The 17,871-nt window shown below is 42.5% G+C and carries 14 protein-coding genes, 1 pseudogene and 1 other annotated feature; all 15 genes and pseudogenes read right to left on the bottom strand.

Annotated elements, in window-relative coordinates; genetic code table 11:
• A pseudogene (gene fusA / locus IJ535_RS06300) lies at positions 1–1,829 on the bottom strand (elongation factor G); the annotation flags it as partial.
• Positions 1,830–1,844: 15 nt separating this feature from the next.
• A complete protein-coding gene (gene rpsG, locus IJ535_RS06295) occupies positions 1,845–2,315 on the bottom strand; it encodes a 30S ribosomal protein S7 (protein WP_028242927.1) in 471 nt (156 codons plus the stop codon).
• Between the two features lie 153 nt (positions 2,316–2,468).
• Entirely contained in the window at positions 2,469–2,888 is a 420-nt protein-coding gene (gene rpsL / locus IJ535_RS06290) for a 30S ribosomal protein S12 (RefSeq protein WP_028234583.1), read from the bottom strand.
• Positions 2,889–3,050: 162 nt separating this feature from the next.
• Positions 3,051–6,719 (bottom strand): DNA-directed RNA polymerase subunit beta', encoded by a 3,669-nt coding sequence (gene rpoC / locus IJ535_RS06285; RefSeq protein ID WP_294300237.1) that lies wholly within the window; start codon positions 6,717–6,719, stop codon positions 3,051–3,053.
• Between the two features lie 19 nt (positions 6,720–6,738).
• A complete protein-coding gene (gene rpoB / locus IJ535_RS06280; RefSeq protein WP_294300234.1) occupies positions 6,739–10,647 on the bottom strand; it encodes a DNA-directed RNA polymerase subunit beta in 3,909 nt (1,302 codons plus the stop codon).
• Positions 10,648–10,955: 308 nt separating this feature from the next.
• Complete coding sequence (rplL, locus tag IJ535_RS06275; RefSeq protein ID WP_294300232.1) at positions 10,956–11,333, bottom strand: 50S ribosomal protein L7/L12; 378 nt, start codon at positions 11,331–11,333, stop codon at positions 10,956–10,958.
• 41 nt (positions 11,334–11,374) lie between these two features.
• Positions 11,375–11,947 (bottom strand): 50S ribosomal protein L10, encoded by a 573-nt coding sequence (rplJ, locus tag IJ535_RS06270; protein WP_294300229.1) that lies wholly within the window; start codon positions 11,945–11,947, stop codon positions 11,375–11,377.
• 40 nt (positions 11,948–11,987) lie between these two features.
• Positions 11,988–12,122: a sequence feature (ribosomal protein L10 leader region), on the bottom strand.
• A gap of 29 nt (positions 12,123–12,151) precedes the next feature.
• Positions 12,152–12,847, bottom strand: a complete 696-nt coding sequence (rplA, locus tag IJ535_RS06265) for a 50S ribosomal protein L1 (protein WP_294300226.1) — start codon at positions 12,845–12,847, stop codon at positions 12,152–12,154.
• 83 nt (positions 12,848–12,930) lie between these two features.
• Positions 12,931–13,356: a 50S ribosomal protein L11 gene (rplK, locus tag IJ535_RS06260; protein WP_294294729.1), complete on the bottom strand. Its 426-nt coding sequence runs from the start codon at positions 13,354–13,356 to the stop codon at positions 12,931–12,933.
• A gap of 54 nt (positions 13,357–13,410) precedes the next feature.
• Positions 13,411–13,941: a transcription termination/antitermination protein NusG gene (gene nusG, locus IJ535_RS06255; protein WP_294294732.1), complete on the bottom strand. Its 531-nt coding sequence runs from the start codon at positions 13,939–13,941 to the stop codon at positions 13,411–13,413.
• 14 nt (positions 13,942–13,955) lie between these two features.
• Positions 13,956–14,153, bottom strand: a complete 198-nt coding sequence (gene secE / locus IJ535_RS06250) for a preprotein translocase subunit SecE (protein WP_294300223.1) — start codon at positions 14,151–14,153, stop codon at positions 13,956–13,958.
• 18 nt (positions 14,154–14,171) lie between these two features.
• A complete protein-coding gene (rpmG, locus tag IJ535_RS06245) occupies positions 14,172–14,321 on the bottom strand; it encodes a 50S ribosomal protein L33 (protein ID WP_028234592.1) in 150 nt (49 codons plus the stop codon).
• Positions 14,322–14,602: 281 nt separating this feature from the next.
• On the bottom strand, positions 14,603–15,460 hold the full coding sequence (locus tag IJ535_RS06240) for a carbohydrate ABC transporter permease (protein WP_294300220.1): 858 nt from the start codon (positions 15,458–15,460) through the stop codon (positions 14,603–14,605).
• A 10-nt stretch (positions 15,461–15,470) separates the two neighbouring features.
• Positions 15,471–16,376 (bottom strand): carbohydrate ABC transporter permease, encoded by a 906-nt coding sequence (locus tag IJ535_RS06235; RefSeq protein WP_294300216.1) that lies wholly within the window; start codon positions 16,374–16,376, stop codon positions 15,471–15,473.
• Positions 16,377–16,464: 88 nt separating this feature from the next.
• Positions 16,465–17,865, bottom strand: coding sequence for a carbohydrate ABC transporter substrate-binding protein (locus IJ535_RS06230; RefSeq protein ID WP_294300214.1), 1,401 nt, complete (start codon positions 17,863–17,865; stop codon positions 16,465–16,467).
• Between the last annotated feature and the right edge of the window lie 6 nt (positions 17,866–17,871).

Here is a 17,871-nt window from a genome sequence, read left to right as displayed (position 1 = left end):
GCTGCCTTAGCCATAGCTTCCTTGAAGCACATTGAACCAGCAATGTGGAATGCCATTTCTGATGAATCGACTTCATGGTAAGAACCATCGTAAACGTCTGCTTCTACACCAAGAACAGGGAATCCGCAAAGGATACCAGCCTTAGCTGCTTACTCGATACCCTCACCAACAGATGGGATGTATTCCTTAGGAATAGCACCACCAACTACTGAAGACTTAAATCTGAATGTCTCTTCAGCGTTAGCATCTATTGGAGTAAATCTAACCTTACAGTGACCGTACTGACCACGACCACCTGACTGCTTAGCATATTTGTATTCCTGATCAACAGGCTTTGTAAATGTCTCCTTGTAAGCAACCTGAGGTGCACCAACGTTTGCCTCAACCTTGAACTCTCTAAGAAGACGATCAACAATAATCTCAAGGTGAAGCTCACCCATACCTGCGATAATTGTCTGACCTGTTTCCTGATCAGTGTGCTGACGGAATGTAGGATCCTCTTCAGCAAGCTTAGCAAGAGCCTCGCCCATCTTCTGCTGACCAGCCTTAGTCTTAGGCTCGATAGCAAGCTCGATAACTGGCTCTGGGAATTCCATAGACTCAAGGATAACTGGGTGCTGCTCATCGCAGATTGTATCACCAGTTGTTGTAAACTTAAGACCTACAACAGCTGCGATATCACCAGAGTAAACCTTGTCTAACTCTGTACGCTTGTTAGCGTGCATCTGAAGGATACGACCTACACGTTCCTTCTTATCCTTTGTAGCATTGAGGCAGTATGAACCTGAGTTCAATGTACCTGAATATACACGGATGAAAGCAAGCTTTCCAACAAATGGGTCAGCCATAATCTTAAATGCTAAAGCTGCGAATGGCTCTTCATCTGAAGAGTGCTTCTCAACTGGGTTACCATCTAAGTCTGTACCCTGGATAGCTGGTACGTCTGTAGGAGCTGGCATGAACTCAAGGATAGCATCAAGAAGCTTCTGAACACCCTTGTTTCTATATGCAGATCCACAGCATACTGGGATAGCCTTGCACTCGCAAGTAGCCTTACGAAGTACTGCCTTTAACTCATCGATTGAAGGCTCCTCACCCTCAAGATAAGCCATCATAAGATCATCATCTAACTCACAAATCTTCTCAACAAGCTCTGTGTGATAAAGCTCAGCATCTTCCTTCATATCCTCAGGGATATCTGTGATAGAAATATCATCACCCTTATCATCGTTATAGATGTATGCCTTCATCTCGAAAAGATCGATGATTCCCTTGAAATCATCTTCCTTACCGATTGGAAGCTGAAGAACGATAGCGTTCTTCTTAAGTCTATCACGGATCTGATCAACAGCTCCGTAGAAGTTTGCACCAAGGATATCCATCTTATTGATGAAAGCCATTCTTGGTACGTTATATGTGTCAGCCTGTCTCCAAACATTCTCTGACTGTGGCTCAACGCCACCCTTTGCACAGAAGACACCAACGGCGCCATCAAGTACACGAAGGGAACGCTCAACCTCAACAGTGAAATCTACGTGGCCTGGTGTATCAATGATGTTGATACGGTGCTCTAAAGCACCCTTCTTAGGCTTGCAGTTTTCCTGCTCAGTCCAGTGACATGTTGTAGCAGCTGAAGTGATTGTGATACCACGCTCTGCTTCCTGCTCCATCCAGTCCATGGTTGCAGTTCCTTCATGAGTATCACCGATTTTGTAGTTAACACCAGTATAATAAAGAATACGCTCTGTAAGTGTAGTCTTTCCGGCATCGATATGAGCCATAATACCAATATTTCTGGTACGCTCAAGTGGATATTCTCTTCCTGCCACTGTTTGCCCCTCCTATTAGAATCTGTAATGAGCAAATGCCTTATTAGCTTCTGCCATTCTATGCATTTCTTCTTTTCTCTTAACAGCTGAACCTGTGTTACCAGCTGCATCCATAATCTCGTTAGCAAGACGCTCTTCCATTGTCTTCTCTGTACGTGTACGAGAGAACATTGTGAGCCATCTAAGGCCAAGGGCCTGACGACGATCTGGTCTAACTTCGATAGGTACCTGATATGTAGCACCACCGATACGTCTAGCCTTTACCTCAAGTACAGGCATAACGTTGTTCATAGCTTCTTCGAAAACCTCAAGTGCAGGCTTTCCAGTCTTTTCTGCGACTTTGTCAAATGCACCATATACAATCTTCTGAGCTACGCCCTTCTTACCATCAAGCATGATGTTGTTGATAAGCTTTGTAACTACTTTGCTATTGTATATAGGATCTGCCAAAACGTCTCTCTTTTGAGTATGTCCTTTTCTTGGCACGATACTTCCCTCCTTAACTAAAATTTGTTAGATCAACGGTACTCACATGTATTACTGTGTGTTCGTGCAGTATTTATTCATAAGTAAAATAAAATACAACACTCACCAAAGTTTATGTGATATACAATAAAAATATTAAGCCATTACGCTATTTTACTTAGCGTCCTTAGGTCTCTTAGCGCCGTACTTTGAACGACCCTGCTTACGGTTAGCAACGCCGGCTGTATCAAGTGTACCCCTGATTACGTGATAACGTGTACCTGGTAAATCCTTAACACGACCACCACGAATCAAAACAACGCTATGCTCCTGAAGATTGTGACCTTCGCCTGGAATGTATGATGTTACTTCGATTCCGTTTGAAAGACGAACTCTGGCAATCTTACGAAGAGCTGAGTTAGGCTTCTTAGGTGTAGCTGTCTTAACAGCTGTACATACACCACGCTTCTGTGGAGAAGAAGTGTTAGTAGGCTTCTTCTTAAGAGAGTTATAACCTCTCTGAAGTGCTGGTGCTGTAGACTTCTTAACAGATGTCTGACGACCTTTTCTAACTAGCTGGTTGAATGTTGGCATTCTTTTTTACCTCCTAATTTATTTCTTCGCATGCAAAATTACATAGTTATCCCATTAGCGCATGCTAGAACATTATATTTCCTATATTTCAATATGTCAAGATAAAAAATGTGAAAAAAATGGCCTTAGCACTTCGCCAAGGCCATTCAATATAAACAATTATTATTCTACATCAACAAGATCTTCAGCTGTTTCAGCCTCTGCATCTTCGTTCTCAAGAGCGTCAAGAGCTGCCTGAGCCTCTGCCAACTGATTATCAGTTGAAAGTGGAATGTTAGAGTATCTCTTCATACCTGTACCAGCAGGGATTAAGCGACCGATGATAACGTTCTCTTTAAGTCCGTTAAGTGGATCAATCTTACCCTTGATAGCTGCATCAGTAAGAACCTTAGTTGTCTCCTGGAATGAAGCTGCTGAAAGGAATGAGTTAGTAGCAAGGGCTGCCTTTGTAATACCAAGAAGCTCCTGAGTACCTGTAGCTGGTTCCTTACCTTCTGCTTCCATCTTCTCGTTAGCATCCTCAAAGTCAAGCCAATCAACAAGTGAACCTGGCATGAAGCCTGTATCACCAGCCTCGTCAACTCTGATACGCTTTAACATCTGACGGCAAAGTACTTCGATATGCTTATCGTTGATATCAACACCCTGTAAACGGTAAACACGCTGAACTTCACGGATTAAGTAATCCTGAACAGCTGACTTACCCTTAATAGTAAGGATATCATGTGGGTTTACAGAACCTTCTGTAAGCTCATCACCAGCTTCAAGTTCCTGTCCAGCAAGAACCTTGATACGTGAACCATAAGGAATTAAGTACTTCTCTACATCACCTGTCTCAGAGTTTGTAACAACAACCTCTCTCTTCTTTGTCTTAGAATCCTCTTCAATAGAAACTGTACCAGCAATCTCTGTGATGATAGCAAGTCCCTTAGGCTTTCTAGCCTCGAAAAGCTCCTCGACACGAGGAAGACCCTGTGTAATATCGTTACCAGCAACACCACCAGTATGGAATGTTCTCATAGTAAGCTGTGTACCTGGCTCACCGATAGACTGTGCAGCGATGATACCGATTGCTTCACCAACCTGTACGGCACGACCTGAAGCCATGTTAGCACCATAACACTTAGCACATACACCAACGTGTGAACGGCAGTTAAGTACGTTTCTAATCTTAACCTTTTTAATTGGCTCGCCCTTATCATCAACACCACGCTCAATGATTGCAGCTGCACGCTTAGGTGTAATCATGTGATTAGCCTTAACAATCATTTCGCCGTTAGCATCGTAGATAGAGTAGCAAGAGAATCTACCAGTAATACGATCCTTAAGAGATTCGATCTCTTCACGACCATCCATGAATGCGTATACCCACATACCTGGGATTTCTCTGTCTGTACCAGCAACACAGTCAGACTCACGGATAATAAGCTCCTGAGCAACGTCAACCATTCGACGTGTCAAGTATCCTGAATCGGCTGTACGAAGAGCTGTATCAGAAAGACCCTTACGAGCACCATGAGCTGACATGAAGTACTCAAGTACATCAAGACCCTCACGGAAGTTAGACTTAATAGGAAGCTCGATAGTCTTACCTGTTGTATCAGCCATCAAACCACGCATACCAGCAAGCTGCTTAATCTGCTTATCAGAACCACGGGCACCTGAATCAGCCATCATGAAGATGTTGTTGTACTTATCAAGACCATCAAGAAGGTCTCTTGTAAGCTCATCATCAGTCTCTTTCCATGTATCTACAACTTCACGATAACGTTCTTCCTCTGTAATAAGACCACGCTTGTACTGACGTGTAATCTTATCAACTGTCTCCTCAGCCTGTGCAATAAGCTCTGGCTTCTGAGCAGGAACTGTCATATCTGAAATAGAAACTGTCATGGCAGCGATTGTTGAGTAGTGGTAACCCATTGCCTTGATATCATCAAGAACTTCTGCTGTCTTTGTAGCTCCGTGTGTATTAATAACTTTTTCAAGAATCTGCTTTAACTGCTTCTTACCAACGTGGAAGTCAACCTCTGGTACAAGCTCATTCTCAGGCTTTGTTCTATCTACATAACCAAGATCCTGAGGAATAATCTCGTTAAATAAGAGTCTTCCAAGTGTTGATGAAACATTACCTGTTACTACAGTACCATCAGCCTGCTTCTTAGAAACACGAACTGTAATACGAGCGTGCATTGTAAGAGCCTTGTTCTCATAAGCTAAGATTGCTTCGTTAAGGTTCTTGAAAATCTTACCCTCACCAAGCTCTTCTCTTGAATCGCCTACTGTAGTACCACGCTCCTGTGTAAGATAATAGATACCAAGTACCATATCCTGTGAAGGAACGGCAACAGGACCACCATCTGAAGGCTTAAGTAAGTTGTTAGGAGAGAGAAGCATAAATCTACACTCTGCCTGTGCCTCCTGAGTAAGTGGAAGGTGAACAGCCATCTGGTCACCGTCGAAATCGGCGTTGAAAGCTGTACATACAAGTGGATGAAGCTTGATAGCTCTACCTTCTACAAGGATTGGCTCGAAAGCCTGGATACCTAATCTATGAAGTGTAGGAGCACGGTTAAGCATAACTGGATGCTCTTTAATGACATCTTCAAGGATGTCCCAAACCTCTGGCTCAAACTTCTCTACCATCTTCTTAGCATATTTAATGTTGTGAGCCATTCCATTACCAACAAGCTCCTTCATAACGAAAGGCTTGAATAGCTCAAGTGCCATCTCTTTTGGAAGACCACACTGGTAAATCTTAAGCTCTGGTCCAACGACGATAACTGAACGACCTGAGTAGTCAACACGCTTGCCAAGAAGGTTCTGTCTGAATCGACCAGACTTACCCTTGAGCATGTCTGAAAGTGACTTAAGTGGTCTGTTACCAGGACCTGTAACTGGACGTCCTCTACGACCGTTATCAATAAGAGCATCAACAGCTTCCTGAAGCATACGCTTCTCGTTACGAACGATGATATCAGGAGCTACAAGCTCTAACAGTCTACGAAGACGGTTGTTTCTGTTAATGATACGACGATATAAGTCGTTAAGGTCAGATGTAGCAAAACGGCCACCATCAAGCTGTACCATAGGACGAAGATCTGGTGGAATAACAGGGATAACTGTCATAATCATCCACTCAGGTCTGTTTCCTGACTCACGGAATGCCTCAACAACCTCGAGTCTCTTGATGATACGTGAACGCTTCTGGCCTGTAGCGTTATCTAATTCAATCTGAAGTCTAGTAGCTTCCTCATCAAGGTCAATTGCCTTTAACAGCTCCTGAATAGCTTCAGCACCCATTCCTACCCTGAAGCCGTTACCATACTGCTCTCTAGCTTCCTGGTATTCAGCCTCTGTAAGAACCTGCTTGTACATAAGAGCAGTCTCACCTGCATCAAGTACGATGTATGATGCAAAGTAGAGAACCTTCTCTAATGTCTTTGGTGAAAGATCAAGAATAAGTCCCATACGTGAAGGGATTCCCTTGAAATACCAAATATGTGAAACTGGTGCAGCAAGCTCGATGTGACCCATACGCTCACGACGAACGCTAGCCTTTGTGATTTCAACACCACAACGGTCACAAACTACACCCTTATAACGAATCTTTTTGTACTTTCCGCAGTGACATTCCCAGTCCTTGCTTGGTCCAAAAATCTTTTCGCAGAAAAGACCATCCTTCTCAGGCTTCAGTGTACGATAGTTGATTGTCTCAGGCTTCTTAACCTCGCCACGAGACCACTGTCTGATCTTCTCAGGTGAAGCCAATCCAATCTGTATTGCGTCAAATGCTATTGGTTGATATGTCGCTTCTTTATTCTCTGGCATTTTCTAGCTCCCTTCCTATTTATTCCTCATCAAATTCATCTGCTACGTCATCGAAATCTTCGTCATCTTCTTCGTATGGCATATCATCTTCGTCATCTACAAGATCACCCTCTGAATCGAATTTCTTCTTAGAGAATCCTGCCTGTGCGAATGAATTGTCATCCTCGAAAGCGAAGTTTCTGTCGCTGCCTGCGATGATTGCATTGAGGTCTGTATTTCCATATTCACTAGTCTCCATGAGCTCAACCTCTTCACGGTTTTCATCGAGCACACGTACATCAAGACCAAGTGACTGTAATTCCTTAAGTAATACCTTGAATGACTCAGGGATACCTGGCTCAGGGATGTTCTCACCCTTGATAATAGCTTCGTATGTCTTAACACGACCGATAACATCATCAGACTTCATTGTAAGGATTTCCTGAAGTGTGTATGATGCACCATAAGCCTCGAGGGCCCAAACTTCCATCTCTCCGAAACGCTGACCACCGAACTGTGCTTTACCACCGAGTGGCTGCTGTGTAACAAGAGAGTAAGGACCAGTTGAACGAGCGTGGATCTTATCATCTACAAGGTGGTGTAGCTTGAGGTAGTGCATGTGTCCGATAGTAACTGGACCATCGAATGGCTCACCTGTACGACCATCGCGAAGCTGTACCTTACCATCACGAGAGATTGGAACACCCTTCCAAAGCGCACGGTGTGCACGGTTTGTTGAAAGATAATCCATAACATCCTCACGAAGGACATCAACATACTTATCGAAGAATGTCTCCTCGCCGTCCTTAGCCTCTTCCTTATCAAATGGCATATTTACATAGTCATTTGCAAGTTCAAGAGTATCCTGAATATCAATTTCCTTTGCACCATCAAATACTGGTGTCTCAATATCAAATCCAAGAGCCTTAGCTGCAAGAGAAAGGTGAATCTCAAGGACCTGACCAATGTTCATACGTGAAGGAACGCCCAATGGGTTAAGTACGATATCAAGTGGACGACCGTTTGGAAGATATGGCATATCCTCTACTGGAAGCACGCGGGAAACTACACCCTTGTTACCGTGACGACCGGCCATCTTATCACCTACACCGATTTTTCTCTTCTGAGCGATGTAGATACGTACTGATTTGTTAACTCCTGGAGCAAGCTCATCACCGTTCTCACGAGTAAATACCTTTGCATCAACAACGATACCGTAAGCACCGTGCGGAACACGAAGTGATGTATCACGTACCTCTCTAGCCTTCTCGCCGAAGATTGCAAGAAGAAGTCTTTCTTCTGGTGTACGCTCTGTCTCACCCTTTGGTGTAACCTTACCAACAAGGATATCACCGGCACGAACCTCTGCACCGATACGGATGATACCGCTCTCATCAAGATCCTTAAGAGCATCATCACCTACACCAGCTACATCACGTGTGATTTCCTCTGGTCCAAGCTTTGTATCACGAGCATCGATTTCGTACTCTTCAATATGGATAGATGTGTAAACATCATCCTGAACGAGGCGCTCTGAAAGAAGAACGGCATCCTCGTAGTTGTAACCTTCCCATGTCATGAATCCGATAAGTGGGTTCTTACCAAGGGCAAGCTCACCATTCTTTGTAGAAGGACCATCAGCGATAACCTCGCCAGCCTCTACATGGTCACCCTTAAATACGATAGGGCGCTGGTTATAGCAGTTAGACTGGTTAGAACGTGTGAACTTAAGAAGATCATACTCATCTCTTGTTCCGTCTTCGTCAGCCTTAACGATAATTCTCTTTGTTTCAGACATCTCAACGATACCTGCGCGCTTAGCAACAACGCAGACACCTGAATCGACAGCTGTCTTTGGTTCCATACCTGTACCAACAACAGGTGCTTCTGTAGTAAGAAGAGGCACTGCCTGACGCTGCATGTTAGAACCCATGAGGGCACGGTTAGCATCATCGTTCTGAAGGAATGGAATAAGGGCTGTAGCTACTGAGAATACCATCTTAGGAGATACGTCCATGTAATCGAACATCTTCTTATCGTATTCCTGAGTCTCCTCACGGAAACGACCAGATACGTTCTTTCTCATGAAATGGCCTTCCTCGTCAAGCTTGACGTTAGCCTGTGCTACATGGTAATTATCCTCTTCGTCTGCAGTCATATATACAACTTCGTCTGTTACACGAGGGTTCTCTGGGTCAGACTTATCAATACGTCTGTATGGTGCCTCGATGAAACCATACTCATTAATACGAGCATAGCTAGCAAGAGAGTTGATAAGACCGATGTTAGGTCCTTCAGGTGTCTCGATTGGGCACATACGTCCATAGTGAGAGTAGTGAACGTCTCGAACCTCGAATCCGGCACGGTCTCTTGAAAGACCACCAGGACCAAGGGCTGATAAACGTCTCTTATGTGTCAACTCACCAAGTGGGTTGTTCTGATCCATGAACTGTGACAACTGTGAACTACCAAAGAATTCCTTGATAGCAGCTGTTACAGGCTTAATATTGATAAGGTTCTGTGGTGAAATATCCTCAACATCACGAGTAGTCATACGCTCACGTACAACCTTCTCAAGACGTGATAAACCAATTCTGTACTGGTTCTGTAACAACTCACCTACAGCACGGATACGACGGTTACCAAGGTGATCGATATCATCATCCTTACCAATACCATACTCAAGATGCATATTGTAGTTGATTGAAGCAAAAATATCCTCAACAGTAATGTGCTTAGGAATAAGGTCTGCAACATTTCTCTCGATTGCATCTTCGATATCTTCTTTTGTAGAGTTCTCAGAAAGAATTCTCTCGAGAACTGGATAATAAACAAGCTCAGTAATACCAAGTGAAGCTGCATCACAGTCAACGAACTTAGTGATGTCAACCATCATGTTAGAAAGCACCTTGACATTACGTGTCTCTGTCTGGATAAATACGTGTGTAACTGCAGCATTCTGGATTTCATCTGCCTTCTCAACAGTTACCTTATCTCCAGCCTTAGCAATGATTTCACCTGTAGTTGTATCAACAACATCCTCAGCTAAAATCTGTCCTGCAATACGGTTGCGAAGCATAAGCTTCTTATTGAACTTGTAACGTCCAACCTTTGCAAGATCGTAACGACGTGGATCAAAGAACATGCCATGGATAAGAGACTCAGCACTATCCTTAGCAAGTGGCTCGCCTGGACGAAGCTTACGATATAACTCTAAAAGGCCGCCTTCATAGCTACCCTGTGGATTCTTTTCTGTGATAGAAGGATCCTTAGCAAATGTAGCAAGAATCTTTGGCTCCTCACCGAAAACATCTATAATCTCCTGGTTTGTACCTAAACCAAGTGCACGAATAAGAACTGTAACAGGTACCTTTCTGTTACGATCTACACGTACATAAAAAACGTCATTGGAATCTGTCTCATACTCTAACCAAGCACCACGGTTTGGAATAACAGTACAAGAATATAACTCCTTACCAATCTTATCGTGACCGATTGCATAGTAGATACCTGGTGAACGTACCAACTGGCTGACGATAACACGCTCCGCTCCGTTGATTACGAATGTACCTGTCTCAGTCATAAGTGGTAAATCACCCATAAAGATTTCGTGCTCCTGCATATCGCCGGATTCCTTGTTAACAAGGCGCACTTTAACCTTTAAAGGTGCAGCATATGTTGCATCTCTTTCCTTGCACTGTGGGATTGTATATTTCACCTCATCCTTGCACAGTGTAAAGTCAACAAAATGTAACTCAAGCTGGTTACCCCTATCTTGAATAGGAGAGATATCTGCAAATGCTTCCTTTAATCCGTCCTTAACGAACCAGTCATAGCTGTTCTTCTGGACCTCGATTAAATTAGGCATCTCAAGTACCTCTTTTTGTCTCGAGTAACTCATACGCAAGTTCTTTCCAGCTTTCACTGGACGTATTCTGTTTTTCTCCATTGACGTTCCACCTCTCATTTTATTTTAAATTTGGAAAAATCTTACCTAAGTAATGTGTGGAAATCCATACATAAAAATAAGCATAGAAGTACACACTGCACCATAATAGTGCAAACTACATTCTATGCCAAAAGCAACAATAAAGTCAAGTATTTATATAATTGTTTTTTCAGCAGTACATAAATGCCTGCATCGCAGTCATTTATTAGCGCCTTCGGCGCACAATGAATAAAAAAATGGTATCTCTTGGAGATAAATCCCCAGAGACACCATTTATTTTATTCACTCTGCTTATGAATAAGGCTTAATTACTTTAATGTAACCTTTGCGCCAACTTCCTCAAGAGAAGCCTTGATTGACTCAGCTGTAGCCTTGTCTGCTGCTTCCTTGATTACCTTTGGAGCGCCATCAACGAGCTCTTTTGCTTCCTTAAGACCAAGACCAGTTGCCTCACGAACAACCTTGATAACCTTAACCTTCTCAGAACCAACTTCTGTAAGCTCTACATCGAACTCATCCTTCTCTTCGCCTGCTGCTGCACCGTCGCCAGCTGCTGCTGCAACTACAACGCCTGCTGCTGCAGAAACGCCGAACTCTTCCTCACATGCCTTTACAAGGTCATTTAACTCTAATACGCTAAGCTCTTTGATAGCTGCGATAAACTCTTCTGTTGTCATCTTTGCCATGATTATTTTCCTCCATTAAATAATAATAAAAATCAATTAAATTACTCTGCATCTGCTGCTGGAGCTTCCTCTGCTGGAGCCTCAGCTGGCTCTTCTGTTGCAGCATCTGCTGCTGGAGCCTCTGTAGATGCACCACCCTGCTCTGCGATCTGGTTGAGTACGCGAGCGAAGTTTGTGATTGGTGACTGTAAGCTTCCAAGTAACTTTGAAAGAAGTTCCTCTCTGCTTGGTACAGCTGCAACTGCTGTCATTCCCTGTGCATCGTAGAATGTACCTTCTACTACACCAGCCTTGATCTCAAGGTTAGATGCTGTCTTAGCAAACTTAGCAAGGATTCTTGCTGGTGCTGTAGCATCGTCCTTTGAAACAGCGATTGCGCTAGGTCCTTCAAGAACCTCATCAAGTGCTGCAAAGTCAGTTCCTTCAAAAGCACGCTTCATAAGTGTGTTCTTGTAAACCTTGTATGAAACGCCTGCTTCACGAAGCTGCTTACGTAACTGTGTGTCTTCTGCAACTGTAAGTCCACGAGCGTCAACTACTACAACTGATGCTGCATCTTTAACCTGAGCTGAAATCTCGTCAACGATAGGCTGCTTTAATTCAACTTTTGCCACGAATTTTTCCTCCTTATAAAATCTTAGTGTTGCTTATATGAGGATAAGTAAAAAACCTCTATGCCATAAAGACATAGAGGTGATTAATCGATAAATACTTAATCGTCCTCGGCTGGTAGATAAAATCTTTACGGCTAACGCCACCTGCTGTCTTCGGCAACAACTTTGTGCATTATATCATTTATTATATTGGGCTGTCAACTATTAGTTTGAAACTTTAGCAACATTAAGCTTAACGCCAGGTCCCATTGTAGGAGCAAGTGAAATGCTCTTAATGTACTGACCCTTTAAGCTTGATGGCTTAGCCTTGTTGATAGCATCCATAAGAGTCTGGAAGTTGTCCGCTAACTGCTCCTCTGTGAAAGAAGCCTTTCCGATAGGTACATGGATAATGTTTGTCTTATCAAGTCTATACTCAATCTTACCAGCTTTGATTTCTTCAACAGCCTTAGCAACATCCATTGTTACTGTACCAGCCTTAGGGTTTGGCATAAGTCCTCTAGGTCCAAGTACACGACCAAGACGTCCAACAACACCCATCATATCTGGAGTAGCAACTACAGAATCGAAATCAGACCATCCTTCGTTCTGAATCTTTGGAATAAGCTCCTCGCCGCCAACGAAATCAGCGCCTGCAGCCTGCGCCTCGTCAAGCTTAGCACCCTTAGCGAATACTAAAACTCTAACAGTCTTACCTGTGCCGTGTGGAAGTACAACAGCACCACGAATCTGCTGCTCAGCGTGACGTCCGTCACAACCAGTTCTGATATGAGCTTCAATTGTCTCATCAAATTTTGCAGTAGCATTCTTCTTTACCTGTGAGATTGCTTCTGCTGGATCGTATGCAGCTGACTTATCGTATGAGCTAACAGCTGCAACGTATTTCTTTCCTCTTTTCATGTTTACCTCCTGTGGTTTGTCGAGCTAAATGCTCTCCCACTCAATTAATTAATAGTAAGAACGTTGTTTTCGCTAAGCTGTAATTATTCTACAACCTCAACGCCCATTGATCTACATGTTCCTTCGATCATGCTCATTGCAGCTTCGATTGATGCTGCGTTAAGGTCTGGCATCTTTGTCTCTGCGATTTCCTTAACCTGAGCCTTTGTAATCTTAGCTACCTTTGTCTTATTAGGTGTGCCTGATGCCTTAGCAATCTTGCAAGCCTTCTTAATAAGAACTGGAGCTGGTGGAGTCTTTGTAATGAAGCTGAAGCTTCTATCTGCATAAACAGTGATGATTGTAGGAACTACTGTGTCTCCCATATCTGCTGTCTTTGCGTTAAACTGCTTTGTAAACTCCACAATGTTTACACCATGCTGACCAAGTGCTGGACCAACTGGTGGTGCTGGTGTAGCTTTACCAGCTTGAATCTGTAACTTGATATAGCCTTCAATTTTCTTAGCCATGATATTCCTCCTGCTTAATAAGCGTTAGCACCTTCGTACCTTTATCGTGCTAACCTAATCCATCTTTCGTACGTCCGTGAAATCAATCTCAACTGGTGTCTCACGTCCGAACATTTCAACGCTGATTGTAACTGTCTGCTTCTTAGCATTGATAGACTTAACAACACCAACAGTATCTTTCCAGGTACCATCTACTACGCTAAGTGTATCGCCGATTTCGAAGTCTACCTCAACGTTGACCTTTTCAGTGCTAGAACCTAGTAAGTATGCCTGAACCTCTGCTTCTGACAATGGCACTGGCTTACTTCCTGGTCCTACGAAGCCTGTAACACCTCTTGTGTTTCTGACAACATACCAGGTTTCATCATTCATAATCATCTCAATAAGAACGTAACCAGGGTACATCTTCTTAGAAACTTGCTTCTTAACGCCGTCCTTAGTCTCAGTAACTTCGACCATAGGTACTCGTACATCAAGTATCTGCTCTTCGAGATGCTGTGTCTCGATTGCCTTTTCAATGTTTGTCTTGACTTTGTTCTCATAGCCTGAGTAAGTATGAACTACATACCACTTTGCCTCTGCCATACGCGATGCCTCCATTATAAATTAACTAGGATATTAACACCCTTGTTGATCACTGCATCTAATACGATGATGATCACTGCTACAACTACTGACACAGCAACAACTGCTGTTGTCTGCTTTGACACGTCCTTAGGGTCTGCCCAGACAATCTTGTTAAACTCTGCCTTGAGACCTGCGAAACGTCCTGACTTTGCTTTCTTCTCCTCTGCCATAATCGCACCTCCGCTAGACTACTTTGTCTCTTTGTGCATTGTGTGCTTCTTGCAGAATCTGCAATACTTCTTTGTTTCCATTCTGTCAGGGTGTGTCTTCTTGTCTTTTGTCATGTTGTAATTACGCTGCTGGCACTCTGTGCAAGCTAATGTTATCTTTGTGCGCACAACTTCCACCTCCGTTAAATTTCTACTTTGGTCTACCTTACGCTCACTCATCATAGCGAACAATTTGATGAGGCGAAAAAAGAGCATAAAAAAAAGACCTGCTTTTCTTAGTCGCTAGCTAAATTTATCATAGCTAGGTAAGTCTGTCAAGTCTTTTTCTGAATTTATATGTTATAAAAACACAACCCCAATACGGGAAAGCAGAGCCCATGCAAATTGCCTTCGGCAATGGGCTCGCTGTGGCAAGCAATTTACCCAAGCAAGCTTGTGCAAATTACTTGCTAACCTTTAACACCTCCAAGAGTTACGCCACCTACGATGTGCTTAGAAAGGATTAGGTATACAATTATAACAGGGAAGATTGAGAATGCAATCATCATATATACCTGTCCCATATCAAACTTGAGCCAGTCAGCGTTACGAAGCTGGGCTATTAATATAGGAAGAGTCTTTTTAGTGTCATCGTGTAATACAAGTGCTGGAGTGAAGTAGTTGTTCCAGCTTCCTACAAAGCTAAAGATTGCCTGTACAGCAATAGCTGGCTTCATAAGAGGTGTTACAATTTGATTGAAGGTTCTGAATTCTCCAGAGCCGTCAATTCTTGCTGCTTCAACAAGTGATAGAGGAAGTGTAGCATCCATGTATTGCTTCATATAGAAGAATACAGCTGGAGATGCGATAGCAGGAACCACAAGAGGGATTGCGCTGTTATCAAGCTTCATCTTATCAATCAACTGCAAGAAACCAAGTACAGTTACCTGTGTAGGAATCATCATAATCATAAGTATGAATGTGAAGATGAATTTCTTGCCCTTAAAATCATAAGCATGAATAGCATATGCAGTCATTGTTGAAAAATATGTAGCAAGTGTCGCAGTTAAAAATGCGATTATAAGTGAGTTAAACATACCCCTTACAATAGGTAGTGTTCCGTTTTTAAGGTTTACCCAGTTTTCAATAAAATGGGTGCTTGGGATTGCTGTGAAACCTGCACTTAATTCAGCATTGCTTCTTGTAGCATTAATAAATAGCACATAGAACCAGAACAAGCACAGGAACGATATTATTATTAATACAATATAGGCAATCAGTCTTCTAAAATGAATACCACCGCCAGATTGTTTCTTATTATCTGCCATTTCTATTCTCCTAATTCTTTTCTGAATTTGTAAACTTGTAAACAATCAAACTTAAAATTCCAGTGATTACAAACATGTAAACTGAAAGTGCACCAGCAAGACCAAAGTTCTTACTATATAGATGCTTGTTCAAATACATAATAAGTGTCATTGATGTACGCATTGGGTCTCCAGTACCGTTTGTTAAAATCTGTGGTACATCAAACATCTGTAATCCACCAATAAGTGAGGTAATCATTACGAATACCAATATTGGTCTAAGGAGTGGCAGAGTTATTTTATAGAAAATCTGATTAGCAGTAGCACCATCAACCTGAGCCGCTTCGAATAATGAAGGATCAATACCCATCATACCTGCCATCAGAAGAATAGTCGTATTTCCAAACCACATAAGACAGTTCATTGTAGCCACAAGTCCTCTGACAGTTCCTGCATGGCTCATAAACTTAAATGCTTCTTTAAAGACACCAATCTGAATTAATAATGAATTGATTGGACCGCTATCAGCAAATAATGTAAAGAATAACATTGCAAATGCTGATGCCATAATCAAGTTTGGCATATAGATTACTGTTTTAAAAAATGTCTGGAACTTTAATCTAAGTGAAGGATCAGTAAACCAAGCTCCTAATAATAATGAAAGTACTATCTGTGGAATAAAGCCTAAAATCCACATAATCATTGTATTCTTGAAATATAATGGTAAATCACCATTTGTAATTATTGTTTTGTAATTTTCGATTCCAACAAAATTAGGACCAATCTGAGTTAATCCCGAGCGATAATTCTCGAAAAAAGAATTATAAATAGTAGATACCAATGGTATCAACTGAAATACTATAAACACTACGAGAAACGGAATTAAAAATATGTAGCCCCATTTATTGTATCTAACTACTTTACTTTTCTTAGCCATAAATGCTCCCTTTTTCTTCTAAATAGGGCGCATGGAGCCTATCCCCCATGCGCCCCCATTTTAATTATCCATCAATTAAGTAAAACTATTAGTCTACTGCTACATCTGGATACTTCTCATGAACTGCCTTCTTGAACATATCAATAGCTTCATCTTTTGTAGCCTTGCCAAGGAAGTAGTTCTTCATTGCCTTCTGGAATTCCTCGTTGCAACCCTGGTCATAAGCTGAAAGATTTGATAAGTCAATTCCTTCTGCTCCTGCTGCAAGCTGCTCGTATGGGTTCTGTCCACCGAGAATATCAAGGTTACCAGACTCATCTGCTGCAAGTTCTGCAAGAACTGTCTTAGAGTTTACACAATCAGAATCCTTCTGAGCGATATCCTTAAGTACTGCCTTGTCTGTTGTCATTGTAAGGATGATATCCTTTACAAGGTTAGCATTGTCTGTGCCTGTTGCTGCGCAGATCCATGTACCACCCCAGTAGTAAGACTGTGGGCCTTCGCAGAATCCCCAACCGCCTTTGTTTGCGATTGTACCTTCATCAGCTGCGTCCAAGCTGAAGTTGAAGAACCAAGCTGGTCCAAAGTAGCAGAATACCTTTCCTTCAGGTCTCTTGCCTTTACCCCAGTCATCGCCCCAAAGATCATCTGTATCTTCAGCCTTAGCATCAACAAGTGCCTTAGAATCCTCTACCCACTTATCAATGTTCTTATCAATTACAACCTTGCCATCCTGTACCCACTTGCCAGATACGTTGTTTGAATATACACGGTATGTATCGTTTACAGAGCACATTGTGTAGCCTGCATCAGCAACCTTCTTAGCTGTCTCGCTGTACTTAGACCAGTCAGCTACAGCTGCCTGTACTTCTGTAGGATCATCTGTTCCTAAAACTTCCTTAGCTGCTTCTCTGTTGTAGATAAGACCAGCTGAGCAAGCCTGCCATGAAGCACCCTTTAAGTTACCGTTTGAATCTGTAACGATATCCTGTGTGTACTTGTACTGATCAGCAAGGTCAGCATCTGTGATTCCAAGATCCTTAAGAGCCATTGCATAATCTGTATCAACATACTTAAGTGCATAGTCAGCTTCTACAAGGAATAAATCAACCTTGTCATCTGCAGAAGCAGATTCCTGAGCTAAAAGAGCTTCATCAAGGTTGTTCTGGTATGCATTGTCTGTTGAAGGAGTGATATTCCAAACAACATCAACATCACCAATCTTACCATGTGTTGCATCTACTTCTGTGTAGCCTGCATAATGATCTGTAAGACGGCTCTTGAACTCCTCGTTCCATCCATAGATGTTAAGAACCTTACCTGTGTCTTCAGGAAGCTCTACTGCAGCGTCAGCTGAATCAGTAGCCTCTGTAGCTGCTCCATCAGTTGCAGGTGTTTCTGTAGAAGCTGTATCAGAGCTTCCACATGCAGCAAACATTGTTGCTGTCATTGTTGCCATTGCTAGCAAACTTACTAAACGTTTTTTCATTTTGTG

Source organism: Pseudobutyrivibrio sp. (assembly GCF_017471675.1).
GTDB lineage: Bacteria > Bacillota > Clostridia > Lachnospirales > Lachnospiraceae > Pseudobutyrivibrio.
The sequence above is the reverse complement of the archived record's forward strand: the minus strand, read 5'-3'. Positions and strand labels throughout refer to the sequence as shown.

Coding starts and splice junctions, on each gene's coding strand:
- nusG (WP_294294732.1), bottom strand. CDS start 13,941: ATGGCAGAGGCAAAGTGGTATGTAGTTCATACTTACTCAGGCTATGAG.
- rpoB (WP_294300234.1), bottom strand. CDS start 10,647: ATGGAGAAAAACAGAATACGTCCAGTGAAAGCTGGAAAGAACTTGCGT.
- secE (WP_294300223.1), bottom strand. CDS start 14,153: ATGGCAGAGGAGAAGAAAGCAAAGTCAGGACGTTTCGCAGGTCTCAAG.
- IJ535_RS06230 (WP_294300214.1), bottom strand. CDS start 17,865: ATGAAAAAACGTTTAGTAAGTTTGCTAGCAATGGCAACAATGACAGCA.
- rplA (WP_294300226.1), bottom strand. CDS start 12,847: ATGAAAAGAGGAAAGAAATACGTTGCAGCTGTTAGCTCATACGATAAG.
- rpsL (WP_028234583.1), bottom strand. CDS start 2,888: ATGCCAACATTCAACCAGCTAGTTAGAAAAGGTCGTCAGACATCTGTT.
- rplK (WP_294294729.1), bottom strand. CDS start 13,356: ATGGCTAAGAAAATTGAAGGCTATATCAAGTTACAGATTCAAGCTGGT.
- IJ535_RS06235 (WP_294300216.1), bottom strand. CDS start 16,376: ATGGCTAAGAAAAGTAAAGTAGTTAGATACAATAAATGGGGCTACATA.
- IJ535_RS06240 (WP_294300220.1), bottom strand. CDS start 15,460: ATGGCAGATAATAAGAAACAATCTGGCGGTGGTATTCATTTTAGAAGA.
- rpoC (WP_294300237.1), bottom strand. CDS start 6,719: ATGCCAGAGAATAAAGAAGCGACATATCAACCAATAGCATTTGACGCA.
- rplL (WP_294300232.1), bottom strand. CDS start 11,333: ATGGCAAAGATGACAACAGAAGAGTTTATCGCAGCTATCAAAGAGCTT.